Source organism: Pseudomonas sp. SWRI154 (assembly GCF_014268645.1).
Lineage (GTDB): Bacteria > Pseudomonadota > Gammaproteobacteria > Pseudomonadales > Pseudomonadaceae > Aquipseudomonas > Aquipseudomonas marvdashtae.
In genome coordinates this window covers 207,758-231,489 of the sequence record NZ_JABWQW010000001.1, presented here as the reverse complement: position 1 = coordinate 231,489, position 23,732 = coordinate 207,758, and the positions used below count along the sequence as shown (strand labels likewise).

General features: G+C 61.8%; 22 protein-coding genes. 10 read left to right on the top strand and 12 right to left on the bottom strand.

Annotation, left to right across the window (positions count from 1 at the left end; all coding sequences use genetic code 11):
- Positions 1-2: 2 nt before the first annotated feature.
- The 4 genes from HU806_RS00965 to HU806_RS00950 all read right to left on the bottom strand — a co-directional run bounded on the left by HU806_RS00965 (position 3) and on the right by HU806_RS00950 (position 4,542).
- The gene (locus tag HU806_RS00965; protein WP_186609234.1) at positions 3-386 is read right to left on the bottom strand and encodes a DUF1850 domain-containing protein; all 384 of its coding nucleotides are present in this window, start codon (positions 384-386) and stop codon (positions 3-5) included.
- A complete protein-coding gene (locus HU806_RS00960; protein WP_186609231.1) occupies positions 383-2,410 on the bottom strand; it encodes a TRAP transporter permease in 2,028 nt (675 codons plus the stop codon). Before HU806_RS00960 ends, HU806_RS00965 begins: the two co-directional genes overlap by 4 nt.
- A gap of 79 nt (positions 2,411-2,489) precedes the next feature.
- Entirely contained in the window at positions 2,490-3,440 is a 951-nt protein-coding gene (locus HU806_RS00955; RefSeq protein ID WP_186609229.1) for a TAXI family TRAP transporter solute-binding subunit, read from the bottom strand.
- A gap of 91 nt (positions 3,441-3,531) precedes the next feature.
- Entirely contained in the window at positions 3,532-4,542 is a 1,011-nt protein-coding gene (locus HU806_RS00950; RefSeq protein ID WP_186609227.1) for a LacI family DNA-binding transcriptional regulator, read from the bottom strand.
- 175 nt (positions 4,543-4,717) lie between these two features.
- Here HU806_RS00950 and HU806_RS00945 point away from each other — a divergent pair, with 175 nt between their 5' ends.
- The 3 genes from HU806_RS00945 (at position 4,718) to HU806_RS00935 (ending at position 8,314) form a co-directional block, all read left to right on the top strand.
- Positions 4,718-5,893: a Gfo/Idh/MocA family protein gene (locus HU806_RS00945; protein WP_186609225.1), complete on the top strand. Its 1,176-nt coding sequence runs from the start codon at positions 4,718-4,720 to the stop codon at positions 5,891-5,893.
- Entirely contained in the window at positions 5,890-6,981 is a 1,092-nt protein-coding gene (locus HU806_RS00940; protein ID WP_186609223.1) for a TIM barrel protein, read from the top strand. Before HU806_RS00945 ends, HU806_RS00940 begins: the two co-directional genes overlap by 4 nt.
- A gap of 100 nt (positions 6,982-7,081) precedes the next feature.
- Positions 7,082-8,314: a nucleoside permease gene (locus HU806_RS00935; protein WP_186609221.1), complete on the top strand. Its 1,233-nt coding sequence runs from the start codon at positions 7,082-7,084 to the stop codon at positions 8,312-8,314.
- 16 nt (positions 8,315-8,330) lie between these two features.
- Here the strand turns inward: HU806_RS00935 and HU806_RS00930 are convergent, their stop codons facing one another.
- Positions 8,331-8,987 carry a polysaccharide lyase family 7 protein gene (locus tag HU806_RS00930; RefSeq protein ID WP_186609219.1) on the bottom strand — a complete coding sequence of 219 codons (657 nt, stop codon included), beginning with the start codon at positions 8,985-8,987 and terminating at the stop codon, positions 8,331-8,333.
- Between the two features lie 246 nt (positions 8,988-9,233).
- Here HU806_RS00930 and HU806_RS00925 point away from each other — a divergent pair, with 246 nt between their 5' ends.
- Entirely contained in the window at positions 9,234-9,569 is a 336-nt protein-coding gene (locus HU806_RS00925) for a hypothetical protein (RefSeq protein ID WP_186609217.1), read from the top strand.
- Between the two features lie 72 nt (positions 9,570-9,641).
- On the opposite strand, the gene HU806_RS00920 is transcribed toward HU806_RS00925, so the two are convergent.
- From HU806_RS00920 to HU806_RS00905, 4 genes are all read right to left on the bottom strand, one after another.
- Positions 9,642-11,405, bottom strand: coding sequence for an L-lactate permease (locus HU806_RS00920; RefSeq protein ID WP_186609215.1), 1,764 nt, complete (start codon positions 11,403-11,405; stop codon positions 9,642-9,644).
- A gap of 227 nt (positions 11,406-11,632) precedes the next feature.
- The gene (locus HU806_RS00915) at positions 11,633-11,881 is read right to left on the bottom strand and encodes a DUF6124 family protein (RefSeq protein ID WP_186609213.1); all 249 of its coding nucleotides are present in this window, start codon (positions 11,879-11,881) and stop codon (positions 11,633-11,635) included.
- A 525-nt stretch (positions 11,882-12,406) separates the two neighbouring features.
- Entirely contained in the window at positions 12,407-12,787 is a 381-nt protein-coding gene (locus HU806_RS00910; RefSeq protein ID WP_186609211.1) for a RidA family protein, read from the bottom strand.
- A 115-nt stretch (positions 12,788-12,902) separates the two neighbouring features.
- On the bottom strand, positions 12,903-13,586 hold the full coding sequence (locus HU806_RS00905; RefSeq protein WP_186609209.1) for an SOS response-associated peptidase family protein: 684 nt from the start codon (positions 13,584-13,586) through the stop codon (positions 12,903-12,905).
- Between the two features lie 294 nt (positions 13,587-13,880).
- Here HU806_RS00905 and HU806_RS00900 point away from each other — a divergent pair, with 294 nt between their 5' ends.
- Positions 13,881-14,147: a hypothetical protein gene (locus HU806_RS00900; protein WP_186609207.1), complete on the top strand. Its 267-nt coding sequence runs from the start codon at positions 13,881-13,883 to the stop codon at positions 14,145-14,147.
- A 193-nt stretch (positions 14,148-14,340) separates the two neighbouring features.
- On the opposite strand, the gene galE is transcribed toward HU806_RS00900, so the two are convergent.
- A complete protein-coding gene (gene galE, locus HU806_RS00895; RefSeq protein ID WP_186609205.1) occupies positions 14,341-15,387 on the bottom strand; it encodes a UDP-glucose 4-epimerase GalE in 1,047 nt (348 codons plus the stop codon).
- Between the two features lie 343 nt (positions 15,388-15,730).
- Between galE and HU806_RS00890 the strand changes: the two genes are divergently transcribed.
- The 4 genes from HU806_RS00890 to HU806_RS00875 all read left to right on the top strand — a co-directional run bounded on the left by HU806_RS00890 (position 15,731) and on the right by HU806_RS00875 (position 20,996).
- Positions 15,731-16,885, top strand: a complete 1,155-nt coding sequence (locus tag HU806_RS00890) for a glycosyltransferase family 1 protein (protein ID WP_186609203.1) — start codon at positions 15,731-15,733, stop codon at positions 16,883-16,885.
- Complete coding sequence (gene glf / locus HU806_RS00885; RefSeq protein ID WP_186609200.1) at positions 16,873-18,063, top strand: UDP-galactopyranose mutase; 1,191 nt, start codon at positions 16,873-16,875, stop codon at positions 18,061-18,063. The genes HU806_RS00890 and glf overlap by 13 nt, the downstream gene beginning before the upstream one ends.
- Positions 18,064-18,126: 63 nt before the next feature.
- The gene (locus tag HU806_RS00880; RefSeq protein WP_186609621.1) at positions 18,127-19,233 is read left to right on the top strand and encodes a glycoside hydrolase family 113 protein; all 1,107 of its coding nucleotides are present in this window, start codon (positions 18,127-18,129) and stop codon (positions 19,231-19,233) included.
- The gene (locus HU806_RS00875) at positions 19,230-20,996 is read left to right on the top strand and encodes an ABC transporter ATP-binding protein (RefSeq protein WP_186609191.1); all 1,767 of its coding nucleotides are present in this window, start codon (positions 19,230-19,232) and stop codon (positions 20,994-20,996) included. Before HU806_RS00880 ends, HU806_RS00875 begins: the two co-directional genes overlap by 4 nt.
- 46 nt (positions 20,997-21,042) lie before the next feature.
- Here HU806_RS00875 and HU806_RS00870 read toward each other — a convergent pair whose 3' ends face one another.
- Complete coding sequence (locus tag HU806_RS00870; protein ID WP_186609189.1) at positions 21,043-21,948, bottom strand: LysR family transcriptional regulator; 906 nt, start codon at positions 21,946-21,948, stop codon at positions 21,043-21,045.
- 100 nt (positions 21,949-22,048) lie between these two features.
- On the opposite strand from HU806_RS00870, the gene HU806_RS00865 reads away from it, so the two are divergent.
- Positions 22,049-22,912 (top strand): aldo/keto reductase family oxidoreductase, encoded by an 864-nt coding sequence (locus HU806_RS00865; RefSeq protein WP_186609187.1) that lies wholly within the window; start codon positions 22,049-22,051, stop codon positions 22,910-22,912.
- On the opposite strand, the gene HU806_RS00860 is transcribed toward HU806_RS00865, so the two are convergent.
- Positions 22,909-23,691 (bottom strand): MBL fold metallo-hydrolase, encoded by a 783-nt coding sequence (locus HU806_RS00860; RefSeq protein ID WP_186609186.1) that lies wholly within the window; start codon positions 23,689-23,691, stop codon positions 22,909-22,911. The genes HU806_RS00865 and HU806_RS00860 overlap by 4 nt on opposite strands.
- Positions 23,692-23,732: the final 41 nt, after the last annotated feature.

The window sequence follows — 23,732 nt, the reverse complement described above, 5'->3', positions numbered from 1 at the left end:
GACTACAACGTGCAGCTCCAGAGTTCCACCGCCGGTTGTTCGGTGCTTGGCGCTCCCAACCAATGACTCATCGGCTGGCAACGGCCGGCGTAACAGAGTTGGTAATCCCCGGCCTGGGGCGTGCGTCCCAGCTTCAACGGTTGCAGCGGCGGCAATTGGCGATGGAAGCGCCAACTGCCGTTTTCCAGCCGGGCGCCCTCAGGAATATCCATGCCGGCACCGTTGCCCTTGATCCTGGCCTCGCCCAGCACCAGGCCCGCTTCGGTGACGCGATAGTCCTCCTCCCAGCGAACCTTTTCGATGGTGTGATTCCATGCCAGCGTAAAGTCGCTCACGTGCATTTGGGCCCAGACCGCCCCGGACAGGCCCAGGCACAAGCCAATCACGCCAACGCCCGCCCGGCGCGGCGCGCGCGCCAAAGGTGCTGGACGATCAACAATGCACCCAGGACAAAGCCGATTTCATCGGTCAGCGGCAGCGCCACCACCAGCAGGGCTCCGGCGGCGAAACACATCAGCCGTTCCCAAATGGGCATCTTCTGTTGCAGGTAACCGGTGGAGGCCATGCCCCACAGGCCGACGGCGAGCAGCGTCTTGACCAACATGTAGGCGGTCATCCACAGGTTGTCGCCTTGCAGCATTAACGCTGGGTTGTAGACCGTCATGAATGGAATGACGAAGCCGGCGAGGGCGATACGCACCGCCCAGAAGCTGATCTTCAGGCCACTTTCCCTGGCGATGGGTGCGGCGGCGAAACAGGCAAGGGCCACCGGCGGCGTCAGGTCGGCGAGGATGCCGAAGTAGAACACGAACATGTGCGACACGATCAGCGGCACGCCCAGCTCCAGCAGGGCGGGCGCGGCAATCGAACTGGTGATGATGTAGTTGGGAATGGTCGGGATGCCCATGCCCAGTACCAGGCAGGTGAGCATGGTCAGGATCAGCGAGAGCAGCAGGTTGTCCTTGCCGATGGCCAGGATGTAACCGGCGAAGGTGGACGCTACGCCAGTCAGGGAAACCACCGCGATGATGCTGCCGACCAGGGCACAGGCGATCCCCACCGGGACTGCGTGACGGGCGCCGTCGACCAAGGCATGCAAGCAGATGGTCAGGGTTTCCCGGGTGCCTTGCATGAACCAGCAAGCCACCACCAGCGCTGCGATGACCGCAAAGACAATGCCGATGCCCAACTGGAAGAACCCGACGCAAAAAATTCCCAGCGCGATCCAGAATGCGCAGCGCAGGGCATAGTTGGAGACTTTGAGAATGATCGCCGAGCCGAGGATCACGATTGCCGTCAATGCCAGCCCGACCATGCCGGAAAACAATGGCGTGCGTCCGGAAAAGAGCAGGTAGACCAGCACCGCCAGGGGGATCAGCAAATACCAGTTTTCCTTGACCGCGCCCCAGGCGCTGGGGCATTGGTCCTTGGGCAGGCCCTTGAGGTCGGAGCGCTTGGCTTCCAGGTGCACCATCCAGAACACCGAGCCGAAGTACAGGCACGCGGGTATCAGGGCCGCCTTGGCAATCTCCACGAACGGCACGTTGATGGTCTCGGCCATGATGAACGCCACCGCGCCCATCACCGGCGGCATGATCTGGCTGCCCATGCTGGACGTCGCTTCCACACCGCCGGCGAACGCAGCCTTGTAGCCGAAGCGCTTCATCAGCGGAATGGTGAACTGCCCGGTGGTCACGACGTTGGCGATGCCCGAGCCGGTGATGGTGCCCATCAATGCCGACGACACCACGGCGACCTTCGCCGGACCACCGAGTTTGTGGCCGAACAGGCCCATGGAGAAATCGGTGAACAGCTTGATCATCCCGGCCTTTTCCAAGAAGGCGCCGAACAGGATGAACAGGAAAATATAAGTGGCCGATACATACGTTGGCGTGCCGTACAGCCCTTCGGTGCCGAACGCCAATTGGTTGATGATCTGGTCAACCCCATACCCGCGGTGGGCCAGGTCGCCCGGCAGGTATTCGCCAAACAGGCCATAGGCCAGGAAGAGGCCGCAGATGATCGGCAGCGCGATGCCCATCACCCGCCGCGCCGCTTCGAACACCAGCACGATCAGGATAATGCCGATCACCATATCGGCCGTCGTCAGGTCGCCGGAGCGCTGGATCAGGTCCGCCTCGAACACCCATTGATAGAGCGCCGTCGCCACGCCCGCCAGGCTCAAAGCCCAGGCCAGCGGCTGCCAGGGCCGTTGCTTGCCATAGGCCGGGTAGCTGAGGAATACCACCCACAACAAAAAGCCTATATGCACGGCCCGCAAAACGATGCTCGACACTGGGGAAAATGCCGCGGTGATGATTTGAAACACGGAAAACAGCAATGCCACATAGAACAGCGTCTTGGGCCAATCCCGCGGGTCCGTGGCGATGCCGTGCTGGTCTTCACTCATGAGGTGCCTGCCTGTTGTCTGTAGCCGGTGCGAAACACGACACGGCAACGGCGGCCAGCGCCGTTGCCGCCCCAAGGGACTACAGCGCGCCCACTTCCTTGTAGTAACGTTCGGCGCCAGGGTGCAGGGCTATCGGCAGGTTCTTCGCGGCGTTTTTCAGGGAAATGTCCTTCGCCGCCGAATGGGACGTGCCCAGGCGATTGAGGTTCTCGAACAGCAGCTTGGTCATCTGATAGGCCACTTCATCCGGGACATCCTCGCGCGTCACCAGGATATTGGTGATGGCCACGGTGGGCACGGCGTCTGTTTGTCCGTCGTAGGTGTTGGCCGGGATTTGTGCGCTCAAGTAGGCCGGGTTGCCGATTTTTGCCACGACATCGGTGGGAATCGACACGTAGTTCAATGCCATGGTCGACGCCAGGTCACGAATCGCGGCCATGCCCAGGCCGGAAGACTGCAACGTGGCATCCAACTGGCGGTTCTTGATCAGGTCCACCGACTCGGCGAATGGCAGGTATTGCACCTTCATATCGCTGTAGGTCAGGCCCGCCGCCTTGAATATTGCCCGGGCGTTGAGCTCGGTGCCGGATTTCGCCGCGCCGACCGAAACGGTCTTGCCCTTGAGGTCGGCCAGGGTCTTGATGCCCGATTCCTGGCTGGCGACGATTTGTATGTAGTTGGGGTAGGCGCCGGCGATGGCCCGCAACTTGGTCAACGGAGCCTTGAAGCCGGCGTCTTCCACCCCATTCTTGGCGTCCGCCACCGAGTCGCCCAAGGCAAACGCCAATTCCCCGCGTCCGGCTTGCAGCAGGTTCAGGTTTTCCACCGAAGCCTTGGTGGCCTGGACCGACGTCTTGGAATCCTTGATGCCGCTGCTGTAGATCTGCGAGAGCCCGACGCCAATCGGGTAATACACACCGCTGGTGCCCCCGGTCAGGATATTGATGTACACCGGGGCGGCATGAACGGTGGTAGTGATTATCAAGGCTGCGGTGGCGGCCAGGAGCGTGAAGCGCTTGTTGATTCGCATGGAGACTCTCCGTCTTGTTATGGCTTTTGCAGAGTATTTCCACTGTAGTCGAAACGGGCCTGATGGCGAGTCGGCAAGTCCGATGTGTCGATCAAGCCATGCTGGAGCCTGGCGCTGCGCTGCTGCCGCGCACGGTCAGCTCGAACGGCAACAGCACGTGCCGCTGTGGGATAGGGGTTTTCTCGATCAGGGCGATCAGCATCTCTACGGCTTTGTGACCAAAGGTTTCAGCCGGCTGGGAAATGGTGGTCAGCGGCGGATCGCAATACGCGGCGAAGGGGATGTCATCGAAGCCCACCAGGGAAATGTCCTCGGGCACCCGCAGGCCCATCTGTTTGATGCGCTTGAGCGCGCCGATGGCCATCTCGTCGTTTTCGCAGAACAGCGCGCTCGGGCGCTCGGCCAATGCGAGCATGGTTCCGGCACCGTCGTATCCGGCCTTGAGGGTGAAGTCGCCGTGGCAGATCAGCTCGGGGTCGATGGCGATGCCGGCGTTGCGCAGGGCATCCCGATAACCGGCCACGCGGTCGAGGGTCAACGGGCTGCTGCGGGGGCCTTTGATAATGCCGATGCGGCGGTGGCCGAGCCCGATCAAGTGATCGGTCATGGCCTGGGCGGCGCTGCGGTTGTCGAGGCTGATGGTCGGGTAGGGGGCGTCCTTGACCACTTCGCAGGCATTGACCAACGGCAACGCGTCGGTGCCCGGCGGCAGTGAAACGAAAGGGTCGCACGCCCGCAGTTGGATCACCCCGTCAGCCTGGTGGGCATAGACCAGCGCGGCGAATTCCTGCTCGATGGCTTCCCGGCCCTGGGTGTCGCACAGCAGCAGTCGATAGCCGGCCGCTTGCGCCGCCTGTTGGGCGCCGCTGATGACCCGGGCGAAAAAGGTGTTGGCGATTGCCGGGACCAGGATCACCAGATTGCCGGTGCGCCGGGAGCGAAATTGCACCGCCATCAGGTTCGGCCGATAACCGGCCTGCGCCACCGCCGCGTTGACCTTGTCCCGGGTCTCGGGCAGCACGCGCTCGGGGGATTTCAGTGTTCTGGACACCGTGGCCACCGAAACACCGGCCAGCCGGGCCACCTCACGGATATTCGACAAGATCACCTCGATTCGGCGCCTGCGGAGGCAGGCATGGCCGCGAGCTTACCGCAGGTTCGACGCCTGACAAATGTTCTCGGTGTCGCTTGGGGTTTGACACGCGGCAAAACCGAGCCTAGATTTCTCGCCATGATGTAACCGGTTACATATCCAGTCCGGACAGAAGAGAGTCACGATGAATCCTGTAGCACCGAAAATAAGAATGGGCTTCGTCGGCGGCGGAGCAGGGGCGTTCATCGGCCGGGCCCACCGTCAGGCCGCGGGCCTGGACGGTAGTTTCGAACTGGTGTGCGGCGCGTTCAGCCGCGACCCCGACAATAACCGTGAAACCGGCGGCGCCCTCGGGCTGGCCGCGTCCCGTTGCTACCACGACTGGCAACAGATGCTTGACGCCGAAGCGCTGCTGCCGCTGGACCAACGCATGGAGCTGCTGGTGATCGTCACACCCAATCACCTGCACGCGCCCATCGCCCGCCAGGCGTTGAAGGCCGGTTTCCACGTGTTCAGCGAAAAGCCCGCGGCGCTGAACCTCAAGCAATTGCTGACGCTCAAGGACGACCTGCAAGGCAGCCGCCGCCTCTATGGTCTGGCCCATACCTACTTGGGATATCCGATGGTCTGGCAGGCGCGGGAGATGGTGCGCTCGGGCGTGATCGGCCAGGTGCGCAAAGTGTTCGTCGAGTATCCCCAGGGCTGGCTCAGCCAGGATCTCGCTGCTCGAGGCAACAAACAGGCGGAGTGGCGCGACGATCCCGCACAATCCGGGCTGGGCGGTTGCATCGGCGACATTGGTACCCATGCGTTTTCCCTGGCGGAGTTCGTCGTGGACCAACCCGTCCAACAGCTCTGCGCCGCCCTGGGCACGCATGTACCGGGCCGGCAACTGGACGACGACGCCGCGATGCTGCTGAAGATGGGCGGGGACGTCAGCGGCGTGTTGATCGCCAGCCAAGTCTGCACCGGTGAAGAAAACCCCTTGAAGCTCCGCGTCTATGGCGACAAAGGCGCGCTGGAGTGGCGCCAGGAAGAACCGGCGAGCCTGATCCATCGCGCCTTCGATCAGCCTTTGCGCATCCTGCGTAGCGGCATCGGCCAACCTTGGCTGTGCGAGGCGGCGACTCGTCGCATGCGGCTGCCAGCGGGGCATCCCGAGGGTTACCTGGAAGCCATGGCCAACCTATATGGCGATTTCGCCCGGGCCATTCGTGGTCGAGTCGAAGGCCCTGACGTGCCTGGCGTACCCGGCATTGAAACCGGCTTGCGCGGCATGGCGTTCATCGAAGCCGCCATTCTCAATCACCGTGGCGATGCCAAGTGGACCGCAGTGCAAACTGGAGAGTCGCTGCTGTGAATACTCCCGACGAAACACTGAGCGGCCTGCGCGGCCCGGCTATTTTCCTGGCGCAGTTCATGGCCGATGAAGCGCCGTTCGACACCTTGGCCAACATCGCCCAATGGGCCGCGTCCCAAGGCTACAAAGCCATCCAACTGCCGACCCTGGGCAGCCGCTACATCGACTTGGCCCGGGCTGCCGAGAGCCAGGAGTATTGTGACGAACTCAAGGCCACCTGCGCCCAGGCCGGTGTGCAGATCAGTGAGCTCTCGACGCACTTGCAAGGGCAACTGGTGGCCGTGCACCCGGCGTTCGACGCGCTGTTCGACGACTTCGCCCCGGCCCACCTGCGCGGCCAACCCCAGGCACGCACCGAGTGGGCCATCGAGCAGCTGAAACTGGCCGCTCGTGCCAGCCAGCGCCTGGGCCTCACGGCGCACGCGACGTTTTCCGGGGCGCTGCTGTGGCCCTATATGTACCCGTGGCCGCAGCGACCGGCGGGCCTGGTGGAGCAAGGTTTTGCCGAGCTGGCCCGGCGCTGGCTGCCGATCCTCGACTGCTTCGACGCGGCCGGTGTGGATCTGTGCTATGAAATCCACCCCGGCGAGGACCTGCACGACGGCGCCTCGTTCGAGCGTTTCCTCGAAGCCGTCGATCAGCATCCGCGCGCAGCGATCCTCTACGACCCCAGCCATCTGTTGCTGCAACAGATGGACTACCTGGGCTTCATCGATCGCTATCACGAACGCATCCGCATGTTCCACGTCAAGGACGCCGAATTCCGTCCCGATGCCCGTTCCGGAGTCTACGGCGGTTATCAGGGCTGGGTGGATCGTCCCGGCCGGTTCCGCTCATTGGGCGATGGCCAGATCGATTTCAAATCAATCTTCAGCAAGTTGACCCAATACGATTTCAACGGTTGGGCGGTCCTGGAATGGGAGTGCTGCCTGAAGGATTCGCAACAGGGCGCGGCCGAAGGCGCGGCGTTCATCCAGCGGCACATGATCAGCAAGACCCGCAAGGCGTTCGATGATTTTGCCGGCGTCACGGCGGATGAAGATTCCAATCGGCGGCTGTTGGGGTTGCCCCCGAAGCCAATGACATAACCCCTGTGGCGAGGGAGCAAACTCCCTCTCCACAAAAGCAGGCCACAAAAGCGGCACAAGGCTTTGTTTCAACAAGAACAACAATAAAACGGTGACTGTCATGACCACGATGAATGCACGCCTGAGCGTGATGATGTTCCTGCAGTTCTTTATCTGGGGCGGCTGGTTCGTCACCCTGGGGACTTTCCTGTCCAATACCTTGGGCGCCAGCGGCGGGCAGATCGGCATGGCTTTCGCCACCCAATCCTGGGGCGCGATCATTGCGCCGTTCGTGATCGGCCTGATCGCCGACCGCTACTTCAATGCCGAGCGCATCCTGGCGGTGCTGCACCTGATCGGCGCGGTGTTGCTGTATCAGCTCTATTCGGCGGCGGATTTCAGCGCTTTCTACCCCTTTGTGCTGGCGTACATGGTGATCTACATGCCGACGCTGGCCCTGGTCAATTCCGTGGCGTTCCGGCAGATGCGCGACCCGACGCTGGAGTTCTCGCGCATCCGGGTCTGGGGCACGCTCGGTTGGATCGTCGCCGGCGTGGTGATCAGTTTCGTGTTCGCCTGGGACTCGCGCGAAGCGATTGTGGCGGGCGGCCTGCGCAATACATTCCTGATGGCGGCAATCGCTTCGCTGGTCCTCGGGCTCTACAGCTTCACGCTGCCCGGCACGGCGCCGCTCAAGGAGCAAGCGAGCGCCGGCAGCGTCAAGCAATCGCTGGGGCTCGATGCATTGGGGTTGCTCAAGGACCGCAGCTACCTGGTGTTCTTCATCGCGTCGATCCTGATCTGCATCCCCTTGGCGTTCTACTACCAGAACGCCAACCCGTTCCTCGCCGAAACCGGCATGACCAACCCGACGGCGAAGATGGCCATCGGGCAGGTGTCAGAGGTGCTGTTCATGTTGCTGCTGCCGCTGTTCATCCAGCGCTTCGGCATCAAGTTGGCGCTTTTGGTGGGCATGTTGGCCTGGGCGCTGCGCTACGTGCTGTTTGCCTATGGCAACAATGGCGACCTGGCCTTCATGCTGTTCACCGGCATCGCGCTGCACGGCATCTGCTATGACTTCTTTTTTGTCACGGGACAGATCTACACCGACGCCAAGGCGCCAAAACACCTGCGCAGCTCGGCCCAGGGGTTGATCACCCTGGCGACCTATGGCGTGGGAATGTTGATCGGTTTCTGGGTGGCGGGGCAGGTGACCGATCACTTTGTGGTAGAGGGCGGCCACGATTGGAACAGCATCTGGTTGTTCCCGGCCGGTTTTGCGCTGGTGGTGCTCGTGTGTTTCCTGTTGACCTTCAGCGGCCGGCAAGTGGCCGTGACGCCGTCCAAGGCTTGAATAGGAAGAACGTCAGTCACTTGTGACTGACGTTCAGCTTGGTGTAGGTCACTTTCCCGCCTTCATTGGTGTTGCCCTTGTTATCCAGGGTGTAGACGCCGGCCTTGAAGTAGAAATCGTAGCCTTGCCAGGACTTGTCCAGCTTCACCTGTTTGCCACTCTTGCCGATCAGCATCGTGAGCTGGCCTTGCTTGTCCATTTGCAGCGTGTACGAGAACGATTTGTTCAACGGCACCTTGGGCACGGTCAAGATCACCGGGCTTTTCTTGTCCTTGGGCTTGAAGCGGTATTCCACGTCGATGTTGCCGACGCCCTTTTCATAGCGATAAACCAGTTTCAACAACGGCGTCGGCGCCTCCTTGGCGTGAATCTGCGCCACCACCACACGGCCTTCCGAAGGCACCTGGTTTACCGACAGCTCCCCCTTGAGGGTGTTGGTGCCGCTGTTGTAGCGCCAATTGCGGTGTTTCCCGTCTTTGCTGGTTTCCCGCAGTTCGGAGCGCGGGTAGTTGCTGTTACCGGTATGGGAGCCGGTGACGGGCGCCCAGAAGACGATCCTCTGGCCGTTATTGTCGAAATACTTGTTTTTCAAAGTGGGCATGGCTTTTGTCGCCACGACCTGCGCGGGTGTTTGCACCGGCAGGGTAACGCTCCAGACAGTCACGTCAATCATGATGAAATCCTCCAACGGGACCGGCCGTATCTGGCGGTCGTCAAGACAGTAAATTGCCTTCCGTGGCGCAGTTTTCATGCTATCGACGGGAGTCTGCTTCGCTGGAGGCCCAACTGACGGATGGCTCTGCAATGAGCCTTTGAGCCCCTAAACAGGCGGAATGACGTTGTGTCTTTTTGTTGCTGATCGGTTAGAGTACGCGCCGCCCGAGAGATGGATCCCGGGCGTTTTCCTATGGAGCGTCAAATGAACCACTTCAGCAAAGTTGTCGCCTGTGCCCTGTTCGGCCTGGCCCTGGCGGGCTGCACCGGCACCCCGATGAAAACCAAGCAGTACGACAGCAGCCAATACACCGTGGTCGGCCACAGTGAAGCCAAGGCCACTGGCCTGTTGCTGTTCGGTGTGATCCCGATCCGCCAGAACAACCGCTTCGTGCGCGCCCAGGATGCGGCGATCAAGGCCAAGGGCGGCGACGCGATGATCAACACTCAGGTCCAGGAAAACTGGTTCTGGGCCTGGGTCCTGACCGGCTATACCACCTCGGTGTCGGGTGATGTGGTCAAGCTGAAGAACGTTCAGTAAGCCTGACCAGGTAAGTACGCTTACCCGTGGCGAGGGAGCAAGCTCCCTCGCCATAAAAGCTTGTTCAAGCCGTTACTTTCCTCCCACCACCATATGACTGAACGGCTCGACATACGCCTGCAACGTCACCAGCCCGCCCACCAGAATCGCCAGCACCACCGAGTGGAAAAACACGTAGCGCAGGATTTCCCCTTCGTGGCCGTACCAGCGCGTTGCGGTAGAGGCGACCACGATCGACTGGGCGTCGACCATCTTGCCCATGACCCCGCCTGAACTGTTCGCGGCGGCCATCAACACCGGGCTGATGCCCAACTGCTCCGCCGTCACCCGTTGCAAACCGCCGAACAGCACGTTGGACGCCGTGTCCGAACCGGTCAGCGCCACGCCGAGCCAGCCCAGCAGGGTGCCGAACATTGGGTAGAAAATCCCCGTCGCGGCGAAGGCCAGGCCCATGGTGGCGTCCAGGCCCGAATAGCGCGTGAGGAACCCCAGCGCCAGCATCGCCACGATGGTGATCAACGAATAACGCACCACCCACAGCGTTCGCAGGTACTGGCGCGCCAGTTGCGGGATGGAATAGCCCATCAGCAAACCGCCGAGAATCGCTGCCAGGAAGATGCCGCTGCCGGTGGCGGTGAACCAGTTGAACTTGTACACCGCTTCCTCGGTTTTAGGCTGGGGCACCACGGGCGGGACCTTTTCGATCTGCTGGTGGATGGTGCCGAACGTCACCAGCGGCGAGAAGATCGGATTCGCCTCGCGCATCGGCTTGCCCTGGGGATCGAGCCGGGCCGATTGGGTCTGGGAATCGATGGCCGGGCGCGTATCGAACAGATTCTTGAAGCCTTGGGTGCCCCAGGCAAATACGAACACCGTAAGGATGATCCATGGCATCCATGCGCGCAGCACGGCGGGACGGGCGTCGCTGTCGAAAGCGCCGGTGGCGACCGGTTGCTGTTGCTCGCTCGCGTCGATCTTCGAGTCATCGTGCCGACCGGTCAACGCCGCCGAGGTGTGGATCGTGGCCGGTTTCCAGACCTTGAGAAACCCGGTCAGGCACGCCATGGAAATCAACGCGGCGATCACATCCACCAGCATCGGCCCGTGGTAGTTCGACACCAGGAATTGCGGAATGGCGAAGCTGACGCCGGCCACCAGGATTGCCGGCCAGACCTCCAGCATCTTGCGCCAGCCGGCAAACGCCCAGATCAGCCAGAACGGCACGAGCACGGAGAAAAACGGCAGTTGCCGACCGACCATCATCGACAACTCCATCTCATCCAGCCCAGTGACCTTGGCCAGCGTGATGATCGGCGTGCCCAGTGCACCGAACGCCACCGGCGCGGTGTTGGCGATCAACGCCAGGCCCGACGCGGCAAGGGGCGAAAAACCCAGCCCGATCAGGATCGCCCCGGTCACCGCCACCGGCGTGCCAAAGCCCGCCGCGCCCTCGAAGAACGCACCGAAACAAAAGGCGATCAGCAGCAATTGCAGGCGCCGGTCATCGGTGATGCGCGCCAGGGAATCCTGCAAGACCTTGAACGAGCCGTTCTCGGTGGTCAGCCGGTGCAGGAAAATGATGTTGAGCACGATCCAACCGATGGGTAGCAGCCCATTGGCCGCGCCATACAACGCCGCCGAACCGGCCATGTCCGCCGGCATGCCGAAAGCGAAGATCGCAATGAGTAACGCCGAAGCCAGGGCATACAACGCCGCCAGGTGCGCCTTGATATGAAAGAACGCCAGGGACGCCAGCATCACCACCACCGGGACCGCCGCCAGTAGCGTCGACAGCACCGCATTACCGAAGGGATCGTAGACTTGTTGCCAGACCATGTTCCACCTCTGCTTTTTATTGTTGGAAGTGCAGGCCCCGGGGGGATTGGCAGAGAAGTATAGGCGGGGATTTACCAGGCGATTGCCTGCCAGCCCCCCGTGGCGAGGGAGCTTGCTCCCGCTGGGTGGCGAAGCCGCCTCAAAAAGTTTCTGCCTTGGCAAAAGCTTGGGCCCGCTGCGCAGGCCAGCGGGAGCAAGCTCCCTCGCCACGGAGGTGATGTGCCCGGCTAGCGAGCTTCGACGTTATCCAGGGCTCGATTGGCGAGCATGGCGCCCAGTTCGATCAGTTGCAGGATGCCCAGGGCAACGTGCCGTCGCGAGCCGTCCAGGTCGAACGCCAGGTCATTGATCATGGCGTTGGCCGAGGCGAGGGTTTCGCTGAGGTTGGCGAGCAGGGCTTCGGTGTCGATGCCGTCGATGAGGGTGAAGAGTTGGGTGGGTTCGGTGTTTGGCGGGTTTGGGGTTGCTTTGAACATGGATGAATCTCCAAATCTTAAATTAGGAGCCATCACTCTCTCGCTACCAAACGAAGGGTGGCGGCCATACGCGGGTTGGTAGACCGGTGACTTGGAAACCGGCGCGTCCAAAGACGCCCTGCGCATGACCGCCATAACAGATACCGAAAAGGCCTGTAAGACAGGGGCTATGCGTCAAGTCAAAGGTCGGGCTACCAAACCCGATCGCTGATTTTCAGCGACCGAGCAACAGTAAAGCCCGACCCCAAGGCGCACAAGCCGGCGGATTCTGGCGTAGTTGTAGGTAACGGCGCAAGACGACGTAGCCTGATGCAGAAGGATCCTACAACTGAATAAACACAGTCCCTGATGAGCAGGGAGTCTGGCTTGGCAATGCACCCGTGGCGAGGGAGCTTGCTCCCGCTGGGTGGCGAAGCCGCCCCAAAAATTTCTGCCTTGGCAAAAAGCTTGGGCCTGCTTCGCAGTCCAGCGGGAGCAAGCTCCCTCGCCACGAAAGCGTTTCGCAAGGCCACAAATACTGTGCACTCAGCGCTTCGCCGCCATCGCCGTCACTTCCACCCGCATCCCCTCGACCGCCAACGCCGCAACGCCCACGGCGGCGCGCACTGGCCAGGGTTTGGCGAAGAAGCGTTTGTACACCTCGTTGAACGCCGCGCGATCGGCCATGTCGGTGAGGTAGATGGTCAAGTGCAACACACGGTCCATGGAACTGCCGGCACGTTCCAAGGCGGACTTGAGCGCTTGCAACGTGCACTCGCTCTGCAGGGTGATGTCACCCAGCTCCAGGCTACCGTCGGCGCGGGTCGGGATCTGGGTAGAAACCAGCAGGCCGCCGAAACCGGCGACGTCGCAAGAGATGGAGTCTGTGTCCGGGTCTGGGGTGAACGTGATGTCGTGGTTCGCCATGGAAGTCTCTAGCTCGAAAAAGAAAAGGGGCCAGTCGCTGCAAAAGCGACTGGCCTGCCAGTTTAGCGTCGATCCTCGCGCCGCTAGCGATTTCCTTCACTTCATCGGGCGACCGTCAGCGCCGGCCCTGGACCATCCGCTTGGCGGTCAGCACGTGTTCCAGTTGCGGTTCAGTGACCGCTACATGCGCGGCCATGTGCCGGGCCTGTTCCCAATCCAGCTCAGGGCGCAACCATTCGAGTGCATTCTCGCCCGTGAAGGCCAGCAGCCGCTGTTGTTGATTGGCAATGTCACCGTAGGTCACCAAGGCCAGTCCGTCACAGCCGTTCGGCCTTTCGCTGGCCTGGGCCAGGGCCGCGAGAAAAATGGGTGACGATTGTCTTGAGGTCGTATAGCTCAGGCGCTTGGCCTGGTGTTGCGCGGCCGTGTCCGAAGCTTCGTACCAGCCGTCCACCGCCACCAGCACGCGACCGTCGCGCTTGATCCGGTCAAACACTTTGGAGCGCATCACCAGGTGCAGGGGCAGGTGGGTCAGCGGCGGCATCGTGCCCATCGACCAGACCGGCGACCACCCCCAGCGAACCTTGATGCACTCCAGCCGCCCGCCACGGTTGCGGATGGCGCTGACCTGCATGTTCGGCTTGATCACGGTTTGTCGGTCATGAAGCGTGGGCTCCGCCGCGGCGTGAAGACAATCAGCCGAAAGGCTTGGGGAGTGGCTGGCGCCGAACGTTTCCCGCTGGGCAAAAAACGCCAGGGAGTCCTTGGAAGAAACTGGTTGAACGAAACATTCACACATCACGAAAACTCCAGGCAGACATAGGCAACACCCCGCCGTGACAGCCGCTGGTCCGAGCCATGATCGGTTGGCTGCGGCGGTGTTATGTACCTCCGAGCCGGGGCTTCAAAGCTTGGTTCGAAAATCCTGATCCTGACCGGATGAGCGGAAAATCAAACGGCATTTCATCCCCTTATCCGACCGCTCATCGTCTCGGTGCAGAGCCGCGCATTTTCCAAGGGTCGTTCGTTTTGCTACCCGATGCCGCGTATCGACGTCGGGTGGGCCTTACTCACTTTTAAAGGACAACCGCCCGTGAGTGAAACTGATCTTGAGATGGAATTGAAAGCCTGGCGATTGTTGCTTGAGGACGATGCGTATCGCCTGGACTTTCCTGAGGATTATTACGACACGTTGATTCGGCGTGCTGATGAATTGGTGCTGCACGAATTTATCAGCCTGGAGGATTGGCAGTTGCTCAAGGACGCTGCGGACCAGGCTTATCGGCTGACGGTTGAGGTGCTTTCGCGCAATCAGCGCGATTGTTTGAATGTGGGGGGGATGCGGTTGCCTCGGGGGTGAATTTCTTTGCCGATTTTCGCTGCTGGTTTTGGTGTGTATATCCGGTTTTTTGGTAGCGGCTGCTGGCGGTTTCGCTCTGACAGCGACTCACTTTTGTGAAGCGCAAAAGTGAGTCGCCGTAAGGGCGGAACCATAATCAGCTACCAAAAAAACGGATATGCACACCACCCACGCGTCCCTGAGCTAAATCAACTCACCCCTGCTCAATACTCCGCAAAACCACCTCCCGCGGCTCGATCCGAGGGAAATTCAAGCACTGCCAACGCCACGCATCTTCTAGCATCCGCTCAAGCCCATGCCGCGCCGTCCAACCCAATTGACCGGCCGCTTTTCCCGGGTCCGCCCAGCAACGAGCAATATCACCAGGTCGCCGCGGTTCGAAAGCCAGCGGCACCGTCACCCCAGTGACCCGCTCGAAAGCACTGACCACCTCCAACACCGAATAACCGCGCCCGGTGCCCAGGTTCCAGATATGCACCCCAGTCTGCTCGCGCAAGAACTCCATGGCTCGCAAATGCCCCTCGGCCAAGTCCATCACATGGACATAGTCCCGGATCCCGGTGCCGTCTGGCGTCGGATAGTCGGAGCCGAAGATTCGCAGCACATCGCGCTCGCGATTGGCTACCTGCAGCAGGTAGGGCAAGAGGTTGTTGGGCGTCTGCGTTGGCGTCTCTCCCAACTGACCGGAAAAGTGCGAGCCGATGGGATTGAAGTAGCGCAGTAGCCCCACGGACCAGCGCCCATCGGACGCCGCCATGCTTCTCATGACGTGCTCGGCCATCAATTTCGACTGGCCGTACGGATTGGTTGGCTGACCCGTTGGGCACGTTTCGGCGATGGGCATCTGGGTGCAGTCGCCATAGACCGTCGCCGATGAGCTGAATACCAGCTTGAACACGCCCGCGTCGGCCATGGCCTGGCACAGCGTGACGCTGCCGCTGACGTTCGTTTCGAAATACCTCAACGGCTCGCGCACACTTTCACCCACGGCCTTGAGCCCGGCGCAATGGACGACGGCCTCGATGGGGTATTCCTTGAAGACGTTATCCAATGCCCGACGGTTGCGCACATCGGCGTGGATGAAGCCCGGCTCACGGCCCACTACCTTCGCAATGCGCTGCACTGTCGTTCGGGAGCTGTTGCAGAGGTTGTCGAGGATCAGCACCGCGTCGCCCCGGTTCATCAACTCGACCGCCACGTGAGCACCTATATAACCCGCACCACCTGTCACCAAAATCATCACTCGATCCCCCTCGGTTATCCCTGTCCTGGTGTCTGTTGGGCAAGACACTCGGCGTTGTCCGGCGGTCTCTCTCGGCAGTGGTGCGCGTTTGAGACATCAGCCTGTTCTGTTGAGGGTGGTGGCGAGTGCAAGGAGTTCAGAGCAGTTGACTGATCGGTGTGTGCACTTTGTCGGCTGGCTTCAACAAGATTTGGAACGGCATCGAAATCGCCTTTCTCCAACGTCCACAAGGCAGCGCGTGAGGGATGTGTTCAAGCCTTGTCTGGCAGGCAGAGCAGTGCCAGATCCCCGCCAGGAATTGTGCTCGGTCCAGCATCGGTCTCTAGAAAAGGAAACTCATATGAATCAACAAGAACAGCTTCTTCCCCAACACGGCGCCGCTGCCGCCACGGGCTTGCGACCTACGCTTCTGTGCCTGTCGCACTTGCGCTGGGGCTTTGTCTACCAGCGTCCCCAACACGTGATGTCGCGATTGGCCAAGGATTACGACGTGCTGTTTTTCGAGGAGCCGATATTCGAGGGCCGGCAGTTCGCGCACCTGGAAACCTACGCGGTGGCTGAGGGTGTGACGGTGTTGGTGCCCAGGCTTCCCGAAGGGCTGGATGAAACCCAGGTGATAGACGCGCAGCGTGAGTTGCTCGATGCCTGGCTGGCCGAGCACTGGCCGAATGAATTGATTCTCTGGTACCTCACGCCGATGAGCCAGGCCTTCACCGATCACCTGGAGCCCAATGTAGTGATCTTCGATTGCATGGACGAGCTCTCGGCCTTCAAGTTCGCGCCGCCCGCGTTGGTGGAAATGGAACGTCGGTTGATGGCCAAGGCCGATGTGGTGTTCACCGGCGGCTACAGCTTGTGGGAAGCCAAGCGGCAACATCACGACAACGTCCATGCCATGCCCAGCAGCGTCGACATCGCGCACTTCGGCGCAGCCCGGCAGCCGATTCCCGACCCGGCGGACCAGGCCGATATCGGCCATCCGCGGCTGGGTTTCTTCGGCGTCATCGATGAGCGTTTCGATATCGAGCTGGTCGGCGAGCTGGCGGCGCTGCGGCCTGACTGGAACATTGTATTGATCGGGCCGGTGGTGAAGATCGATCCGCAGACGTTGCCGCGCCTGTCGAATATCCATTACCTGGGCGCCAGGCAGTATGACGAGCTACCGGCTTATCTGGCGGGATGGGACGTGGCGTTGATGCCGTTCGCCCTGAACGAATCCACCCGCTTCATCAGCCCCACCAAGACGCCCGAATACCTGGCGGGTGGTTGTCCTGTGGTATCTACGCCAATTCGCGATGTCGTCAATGGCTACGGCGAGAGTGGGGTGGTGGCCATTGCCGATTCACCCCAGGGGTTCATCGACGCGATTCAGGCCGCGTTGGACTTGCGGACCCAGCCAGGGGTGATTGCGCAGTATGCCGACAAGGCGCTGGACGGCATGTCTTGGGACAAGACCTGCGCCCAGATGAAGGAGCAGATCGAATGCCAACGATAACCCTCGATACCCTCGGCTCCCTCGGTACATTCCAGGACAGCGCGCGGTATGACTATCTGATCGTGGGTGCCGGTTTCGCTGGCAGCGTGTTGGCCGAGCGGCTGGCCGAAGGGTTGGGCAAGCGCGTCCTGCTGGTGGATCGTCGCGATCACATCGGTGGCAATGCATACGACCACCTGGACGAGGCGGGCGTGTTAGTCCACCGCTACGGGCCGCACATCTTCCACACCAATGCCCAGCGCATTGTCGATTACCTGTCGCGGTTCACTGAATGGCGACCGTACGAGCATCGGGTCCTGGCCCAGGTCGATGAGCATCGCGTGCCGATTCCCATCAACCTGACGACGCTCAATACGCTGTTCGGGCTGTCCATGGATGAAGAGGAAGCCGAAGCGTTCCTGGCCCAGCGGGCAGAACCTGTGGACTCGATCCGCACCTCCGAAGACGTGGTCATCAACCAGATCGGCCGCGAACTCTACGAGAAATTCTTTCGCGGCTACACCCGCAAGCAATGGGGCCTTGACCCTTCGCAACTGGACAAATCGGTGACCTCGCGAGTGCCGACACGCACCAACACGGACGATCGGTATTTCACCGACCAGTTCCAGATGATGCCCTTGCACGGCTACACCCGGATGTTCGAGCGCATGCTCGACCATCCCAACATCGATGTGCTGTTGTCCACCGATTTCAGGACCGTGCGCGAACGCATCCCTCATCGTGAGCTGGTGTATTGCGGGCCTATCGATGAGTACTTCGATCATTGCTTTGGCCGACTGCCCTATCGCTCGTTGCGTTTCCAGCATGAAACCATCGATCAGGAGCAGTTCCAGCCGGTGGCGGTGGTCAATTACCCGGACGAGGTGGTGCCTTACACGCGCATCACCGAATACAAGCACCTCACCGGCCAGCAACACCCGCGCACCAGCGTGACCTACGAATTTCCCTGTGCCGAGGGTGACCCGTATTACCCAGTGCCACGCGCGGAGAACGCCGAGCTATACAAACGCTACAAGGCGTTGGCTGACGAAACACCGGGGGTGACTTTTCTCGGTCGGCTGGGCACCTACAAGTACTACAACATGGACCAGGTGGTCGGTCAGGCGCTGGCGCTGTATCAGCGCATCGCCGAGGGCGAAGGGGTCGTGACGAGGGCCCACGAGGTCGAGCCGGGTTGATCCGGCTTCATCCAGACACTGGGAGGCAGCAGCGTGCAGGAGAGGATCTTCAACAGTTTCGTGATGGCCGGCTACGAATGCTCCACCCATCGCCGGGCCGATGGTCGTCGGCTGGACATGCTCGCCGCGACCCGTCATGACCGCTGGGCCGAGCAGGATTATCGGCGACTCGCCGACCTGGGCATTCGCTGCGCCAGGGATGGCTTGCGTTGGCATTTGATCGAGCAGCAGCCGGGACGTTATGACTGGAGCAGTTTCCTGCCGATGCTGCGCGCTGCCCAGCGCTGTGATATGCAAGTGGTGTGGGATCTTTGTCACTACGGCTACCCCGACGACCTGGACATCTGGCGCCCGGCCTTCGTCGCGCGATTCGCCCGCTTCGCCGCCGCCGTCGCGCGGTTGATGCGCGAGGAGGGGATCGAGACGACGTTCTACTCGCCGATCAACGAAATCTCCTTCTGGAGCTGGGCTGGCGGCGACGTCGGCTACTTCAACCCCACCGCGCGGCAACGGGGCATGGAGCTCAAGCACCAGTTGGTGCGCGCGAGTATCGCGGCAATCGAGGCGATTCGCGAGGTGACTCCCGCCGCGAGATTCGTCCAGTGCGACCCGCTGATCAACGTGCGGTCCTCGTCGCGGCGAGCCGAGGATATCGAGGCCGCCGAGGCGTATCGGCAATCCCAGTTCGAGGCCTGGGACCTGCTCACCGGCAGGAGCTGGCCGGGGTTGGGAGGGCGTGAAGATTATCTGGATATTCTCGGCGTCAACTTCTATCCGCATAACCAATGGTTCCTGCACGGCAATCGGATCGAGCCGGGTAGCGCGGATTATCGCCCGTTGGCGGGCATGCTCAGCGAAGTCCACCAGCGTTATCGAAGGCCCCTGTTGCTCTCTGAAACGGGGGCCGAAGACACCGCTCGGGTGCCCTGGTTGCACTACATCGGTGAGCAGTTGGCGCTGGCGATGGAGCGCGGCATTCCGATGGCAGGCATGTGCTGGTACCCGTTTCTCGATTACCCGGGTTGGGATGATGATCGCTACTGTCCCACCGGCGTGTTTGGTTACGCCGACAACGAGGGCAGCCGCGCATCTTTCCATCCGCTGACGCTGGCAATGAAGGCCTTGCAGGCGCGTTTTGCCTCGCCCGTGGCCACGGCGCAAATGCCATGAACAGCCATCAGTCCCATGGCGTGCCGTTGCCGAATACCGCCATCGCTTTTCTGTGGCGATACGTCACCGTCAGGCCGTGGCATTTCGCGACGTTGTTTGTGCTGATCGTCGGCGCCGCGAGTTGCGCCGTGGCGGTGCAGTTCGGCATGAAGCTGCTGGTCGACGCGATGGCCCAGGGCCGGGAAGCCGCCGGCCACGTGTGGCGGCCGTTCACGGTGTTCATTGCCCTGATCGTAGTGGAAAACCTGTTCTGGCGGTCGGGTGGCTACTTGGGTTGCCGCACCGTGGTCGCCAGTTGCGCGGACCTGCGGATCGACCTGTTCAATCATTTGACGGGCCACCCGATGCGCTATTTTTCCGAGCATTTCGCCGGGGCCCTGGCGAACCGGATTTCCTCGGCGGGGGCGGCGGCCGGGTCGATCTACGGTGGCCTCGCCTGGAAAATCATTCCGCCTTGCGTTGATTTCATCGGCGCCGTGGTGGTGCTGTTTACCGTGCGATTTTCGATGGGCATCGCATTGATTGGCGCCGTGGTCGCCGTGGCCTCGCTGATCACCGTGATGGGCTTGCGTGGGCGCAGCCGGCATATCGATTTTGCTTCGCAGTCGGCGCGGGTCGGTGGTGAATTGGTCGATCAGGTCTCCAACGTCTGGACGATCAAGGCGTTCTCTGCCCGCCACCGTGAACGGCGCCGGCTGGAGCAGGCGATTGGCGTCGAGGCCAAGGCCCAGCGCCGTAGCTGGATCTACCTGGAAAAAGCCCGGGTCCTGCATGACATCTGCCTGTCGATCATGGCCGGCGGCATGCTCGGTTGGTCGATTCTGCTGTGGCAGGACGGGCAGATCACGCCGGGCGATGTGGTGATGGTCAGCGCGTTGTCGTTTCGCATCCTGCACGGCTCACGGGACTTGGCGCTGGCGCTGGTGGACACCTCGCAGCAGATGGGTGTCATCGCCGAAACCCTGCGCATCATCGTCCAGCCTCACGCCCTCAGCGACACCCCGGCGGAGTTGGCGCCTGGGCGCGGCAACATCCAGTTTATCGACGTCAGCTACAGCTACGCCGACGGCCGTGGGGCAATCAAGCATCTGTCCCTCGACATCCCGGCCGGCCAGAAAGTCGGGATCGTCGGGCCGTCGGGCGCGGGCAAGTCGACGCTGATCAACCTGGTCCAGCGCTTGGACGATGTGCGTAGCGGGATGATCCTTATCGATGGGCGGGACGTGCGCTCGGTCAGCCAGGACAGCCTGCGCAGCCAGATCGCCGTGGTGCCGCAGGAGCCGGCGTTGTTCAATCGGACCATTTACGAAAACATCGCCTATGGCCAGCCCGATGCCACCGAGGCACACGTCATCGACGCAGCCCGCCATGCCTATTGCGAGGAGTTCATCCGCAGCCTGCCGGAAGGGTTCAACACCTTGGTCGGCGAACGCGGCGTGATGCTCTCGGGCGGCCAGCGACAACGCCTCGGGTTGGCGCGGGCCTTCCTCAAGGACGCGCCGATCCTGATCCTCGACGAAGCCACCTCGGCGCTGGATTCGGAATCCGAAGCCAAGGTGCAGATGGCCCTGGACGACCTGATGCGCGGCCGCACCGTGCTCGCGGTGGCGCACCGGTTGTCGACGGTCGCGCGGTTCGACCGGATCCTGGTCCTTCAGGCCGGAAGAATTGTCGAAGACGGTTCGCCCGATGAACTGCGCCAGCGCGAAGGACCGTTCCAGACGCTGTGGCAGGCCCAGGGAATGGAGTTGAGCAAGCGCTAGTTGCTTGTGAGGGATCGCGCAGAAACGTGCCTGCGCCCCGACCCCCTCAGCTACCGCGGTTCTCATTGATGAAGTCTACAAACGCCCTCAGCGGCGAGGGCAGGTAACGGCGTCCGGGGTAGTAGAGAAACGGTCCGGTAAAACGCTGCCACCATGTTTCGAGCACCGGCTCGAGGACGCCGCTGTCCAGGTGCGGTCGAAGCCAGTCCTCGAACAGGTGGACGATCCCCAGCCCATCCACCGCAGCCTGCACCGCGAGGTCCATGGCACCGCCGATGCGCACGATCAGCGGGCCGTTCGGTTCGACGCTGATGGTCTCGCCGTCGCGCTCATATTCCCAGAGCGGCAACGCACCGCTGGGAAACTTGCCCGCCAGGCAAGCGTGTTGCAGCAAGTCTCGCGGATGCTCAGGCCGGCCCCTGGCGTCGAGATACGCCGGTGAGGCAGCGGTCGCGAAGCGTTGGAGGCGGGGGCCGATGGGGATCGCGATCATGTCCTGTTCAAGGCGCTCGTCGTAGCGAATGCCCGCGTCACAGCCAGCGGCGAGCATGTCGACGAAGCTCTCTTCGGTGACCACTTCCAGGCGGATGTCGGGATAGCTTTTCAGAAATGGCGCGATGATTGAAGGCAACACCAGCCGGGCGGCGCTGACGGGGACATTCAACCTGAGGGTGCCCGAGGGACGGTCGCGAAAATCGTTGACGACGTCCAGCGCGGATTCCACCTCGCCCAAAGCCGGCACGATGCGTTCCATTAGCCGTGCGCCGGCCTCGGTTGGCACCACGCTGCGGGTGGTGCGATTGAGCAGGCGCACGCCGAGTCGGCTTTCGATGCGGCGTACGGCGTCGCTGAGGCTGGAGGCGGATTTGCCGCTGAGCCGAGCGCCTTCACGAAACCCTCCCGCGTTGACCACCGCGACGAAGGCGAGCAAGTCTTGAATGTCTGCCGCCATTGTTCTCTCCACCGTACAACCCGTGCGGATTGCACCTGATTATCAGTGCAGAGGTCAACGCCTATAGTCGGCTCACGCACATTTATCCAAGGGGTACGCGATGAGCAATGCAGATAACGCAGGAACGTTTTTACTGGGTGATCGTACGGTCAATCGCATGGGTTACGGCGCGATGCAACTGGCGGGACCACAGGTGTTCGGGCCGCCCAAGGACCCGGCGGCGGCCATTGCGGTGCTGCGCGAAGCCTTGGCGGCCGGAGTCAATCACATCGATACCGCGGATTTCTATGGGCCTCATGTCACTAACCGGTTGATCCGTGAGGCGCTGCACCCTTACGCCGATGACCTGGTCATTGTGAGCAAGGTCGGCGCGGTTCGTGGCGCCGATGCGTCATGGAACCCAGCACAGAGCCCCGCCGAGCTGACCCGAGCGGTGCACGATAACTTGCGCAACCTCGGCGTCGAGGTGCTGGAAGTGGTCAATCTGCGAGTCATGGGCGATGTGCATGCGCCCGCTGAGGGATCGATTGAAGAGTCCTTCACGACATTGGCCGAGCTTCAGCGCCAAGGCTTGATACGCCATTTGGGCTTGAGCAATGTCACCGCCTCGCAGGTCAAGGAGGCCCAAGGCGTCGCCAAGGTGGTCTGCGTGCAGAATCACTACAACCTGACCCACCGCGACGATGAACAACTGATCGTTGACCTGGGCCGACAGGGCATCGCCTACGTGCCGTTCTTCCCGCTGGGTGGGTTCACGCCGCTGCAATCGCAAACACTGTCGGATGTCGCCGCACGCCTGGACGCATCACCGCTGTGTGTCGCGCTGGCATGGCTGCTGCAACGCGCGCCGAACATTCTGCTGATTCCTGGAACGTCGTCCGTGGCGCACCTGCGGGAAAACCTCACGGCGAGCGAACTGCGGATTCCAGGGCCGATGCTCGCCGAGTTGGACGCATTGGTCTAGGCGGCGGGAAAGAGCAACGTCTGGCCGTCGTCTGGCACGAGCAACCGTCCCTCGATTCCAGCCAACCCCGCGGCGTCGCGCAGCGCCGTTCGCGTCGTCGGACAATGGCTGATCGCTTCCAGGTGATTGGCCACCACGAACCCGTGAGACAAGCGCGCGAATTCAAGAGTCTCCTCGAGGCCCATGATGATGTCCCCACCGATGTCGAACCGCGCGCCGCCGGCCGGCACCACGCTGACCTGCGGTTGATGGCGCAGGACGAATTCGCGCACGGTGGCGGTGAGCAGGGTGTCGCCGGTGAGGTACACGCTCGGTTCGCCGGGCCACTCGATCAGGTAGCCGACGCCGTGTTCCATCAGCTTGCCCACCAGGCCACGTCCATGGGTGCATTTGACGGTGCGAAGGGTGCCGCCCAGGAATGCGCCGGGTTGCTCATGATCGTTGGCGAGCGGTTGGACGTTCAGGCCACGCTTGGCGAGATAACCGGCATCATTGGGCGTGCAAATGACCGGGATCTGCCTGTCCCTCAGCCAGCGTTTCGCCGCGCGGTCCAAATGGTCGAAATGGCCTTTCTGGCAGTGCGTGATCAGGCAGTGAGTGACGGTTTCCAGATCATCACCGGTAGACGCCGGCAGCGCCACCAGCGGGTTGCGCTGGGTGGCGCCGAACAGGCGAAGCGGCGGCAGCGCGCCCTGGTCGGCCAGCATCGGGTCGACGAGCACGCGATACGGGCCGGACTCAAGGATGATTGTGGCGTTGCGGATTTGCTGGATCTTCATGAGGCGTTCCTTTTTTGAGCGAGCGCTTCATGGTGCCGATT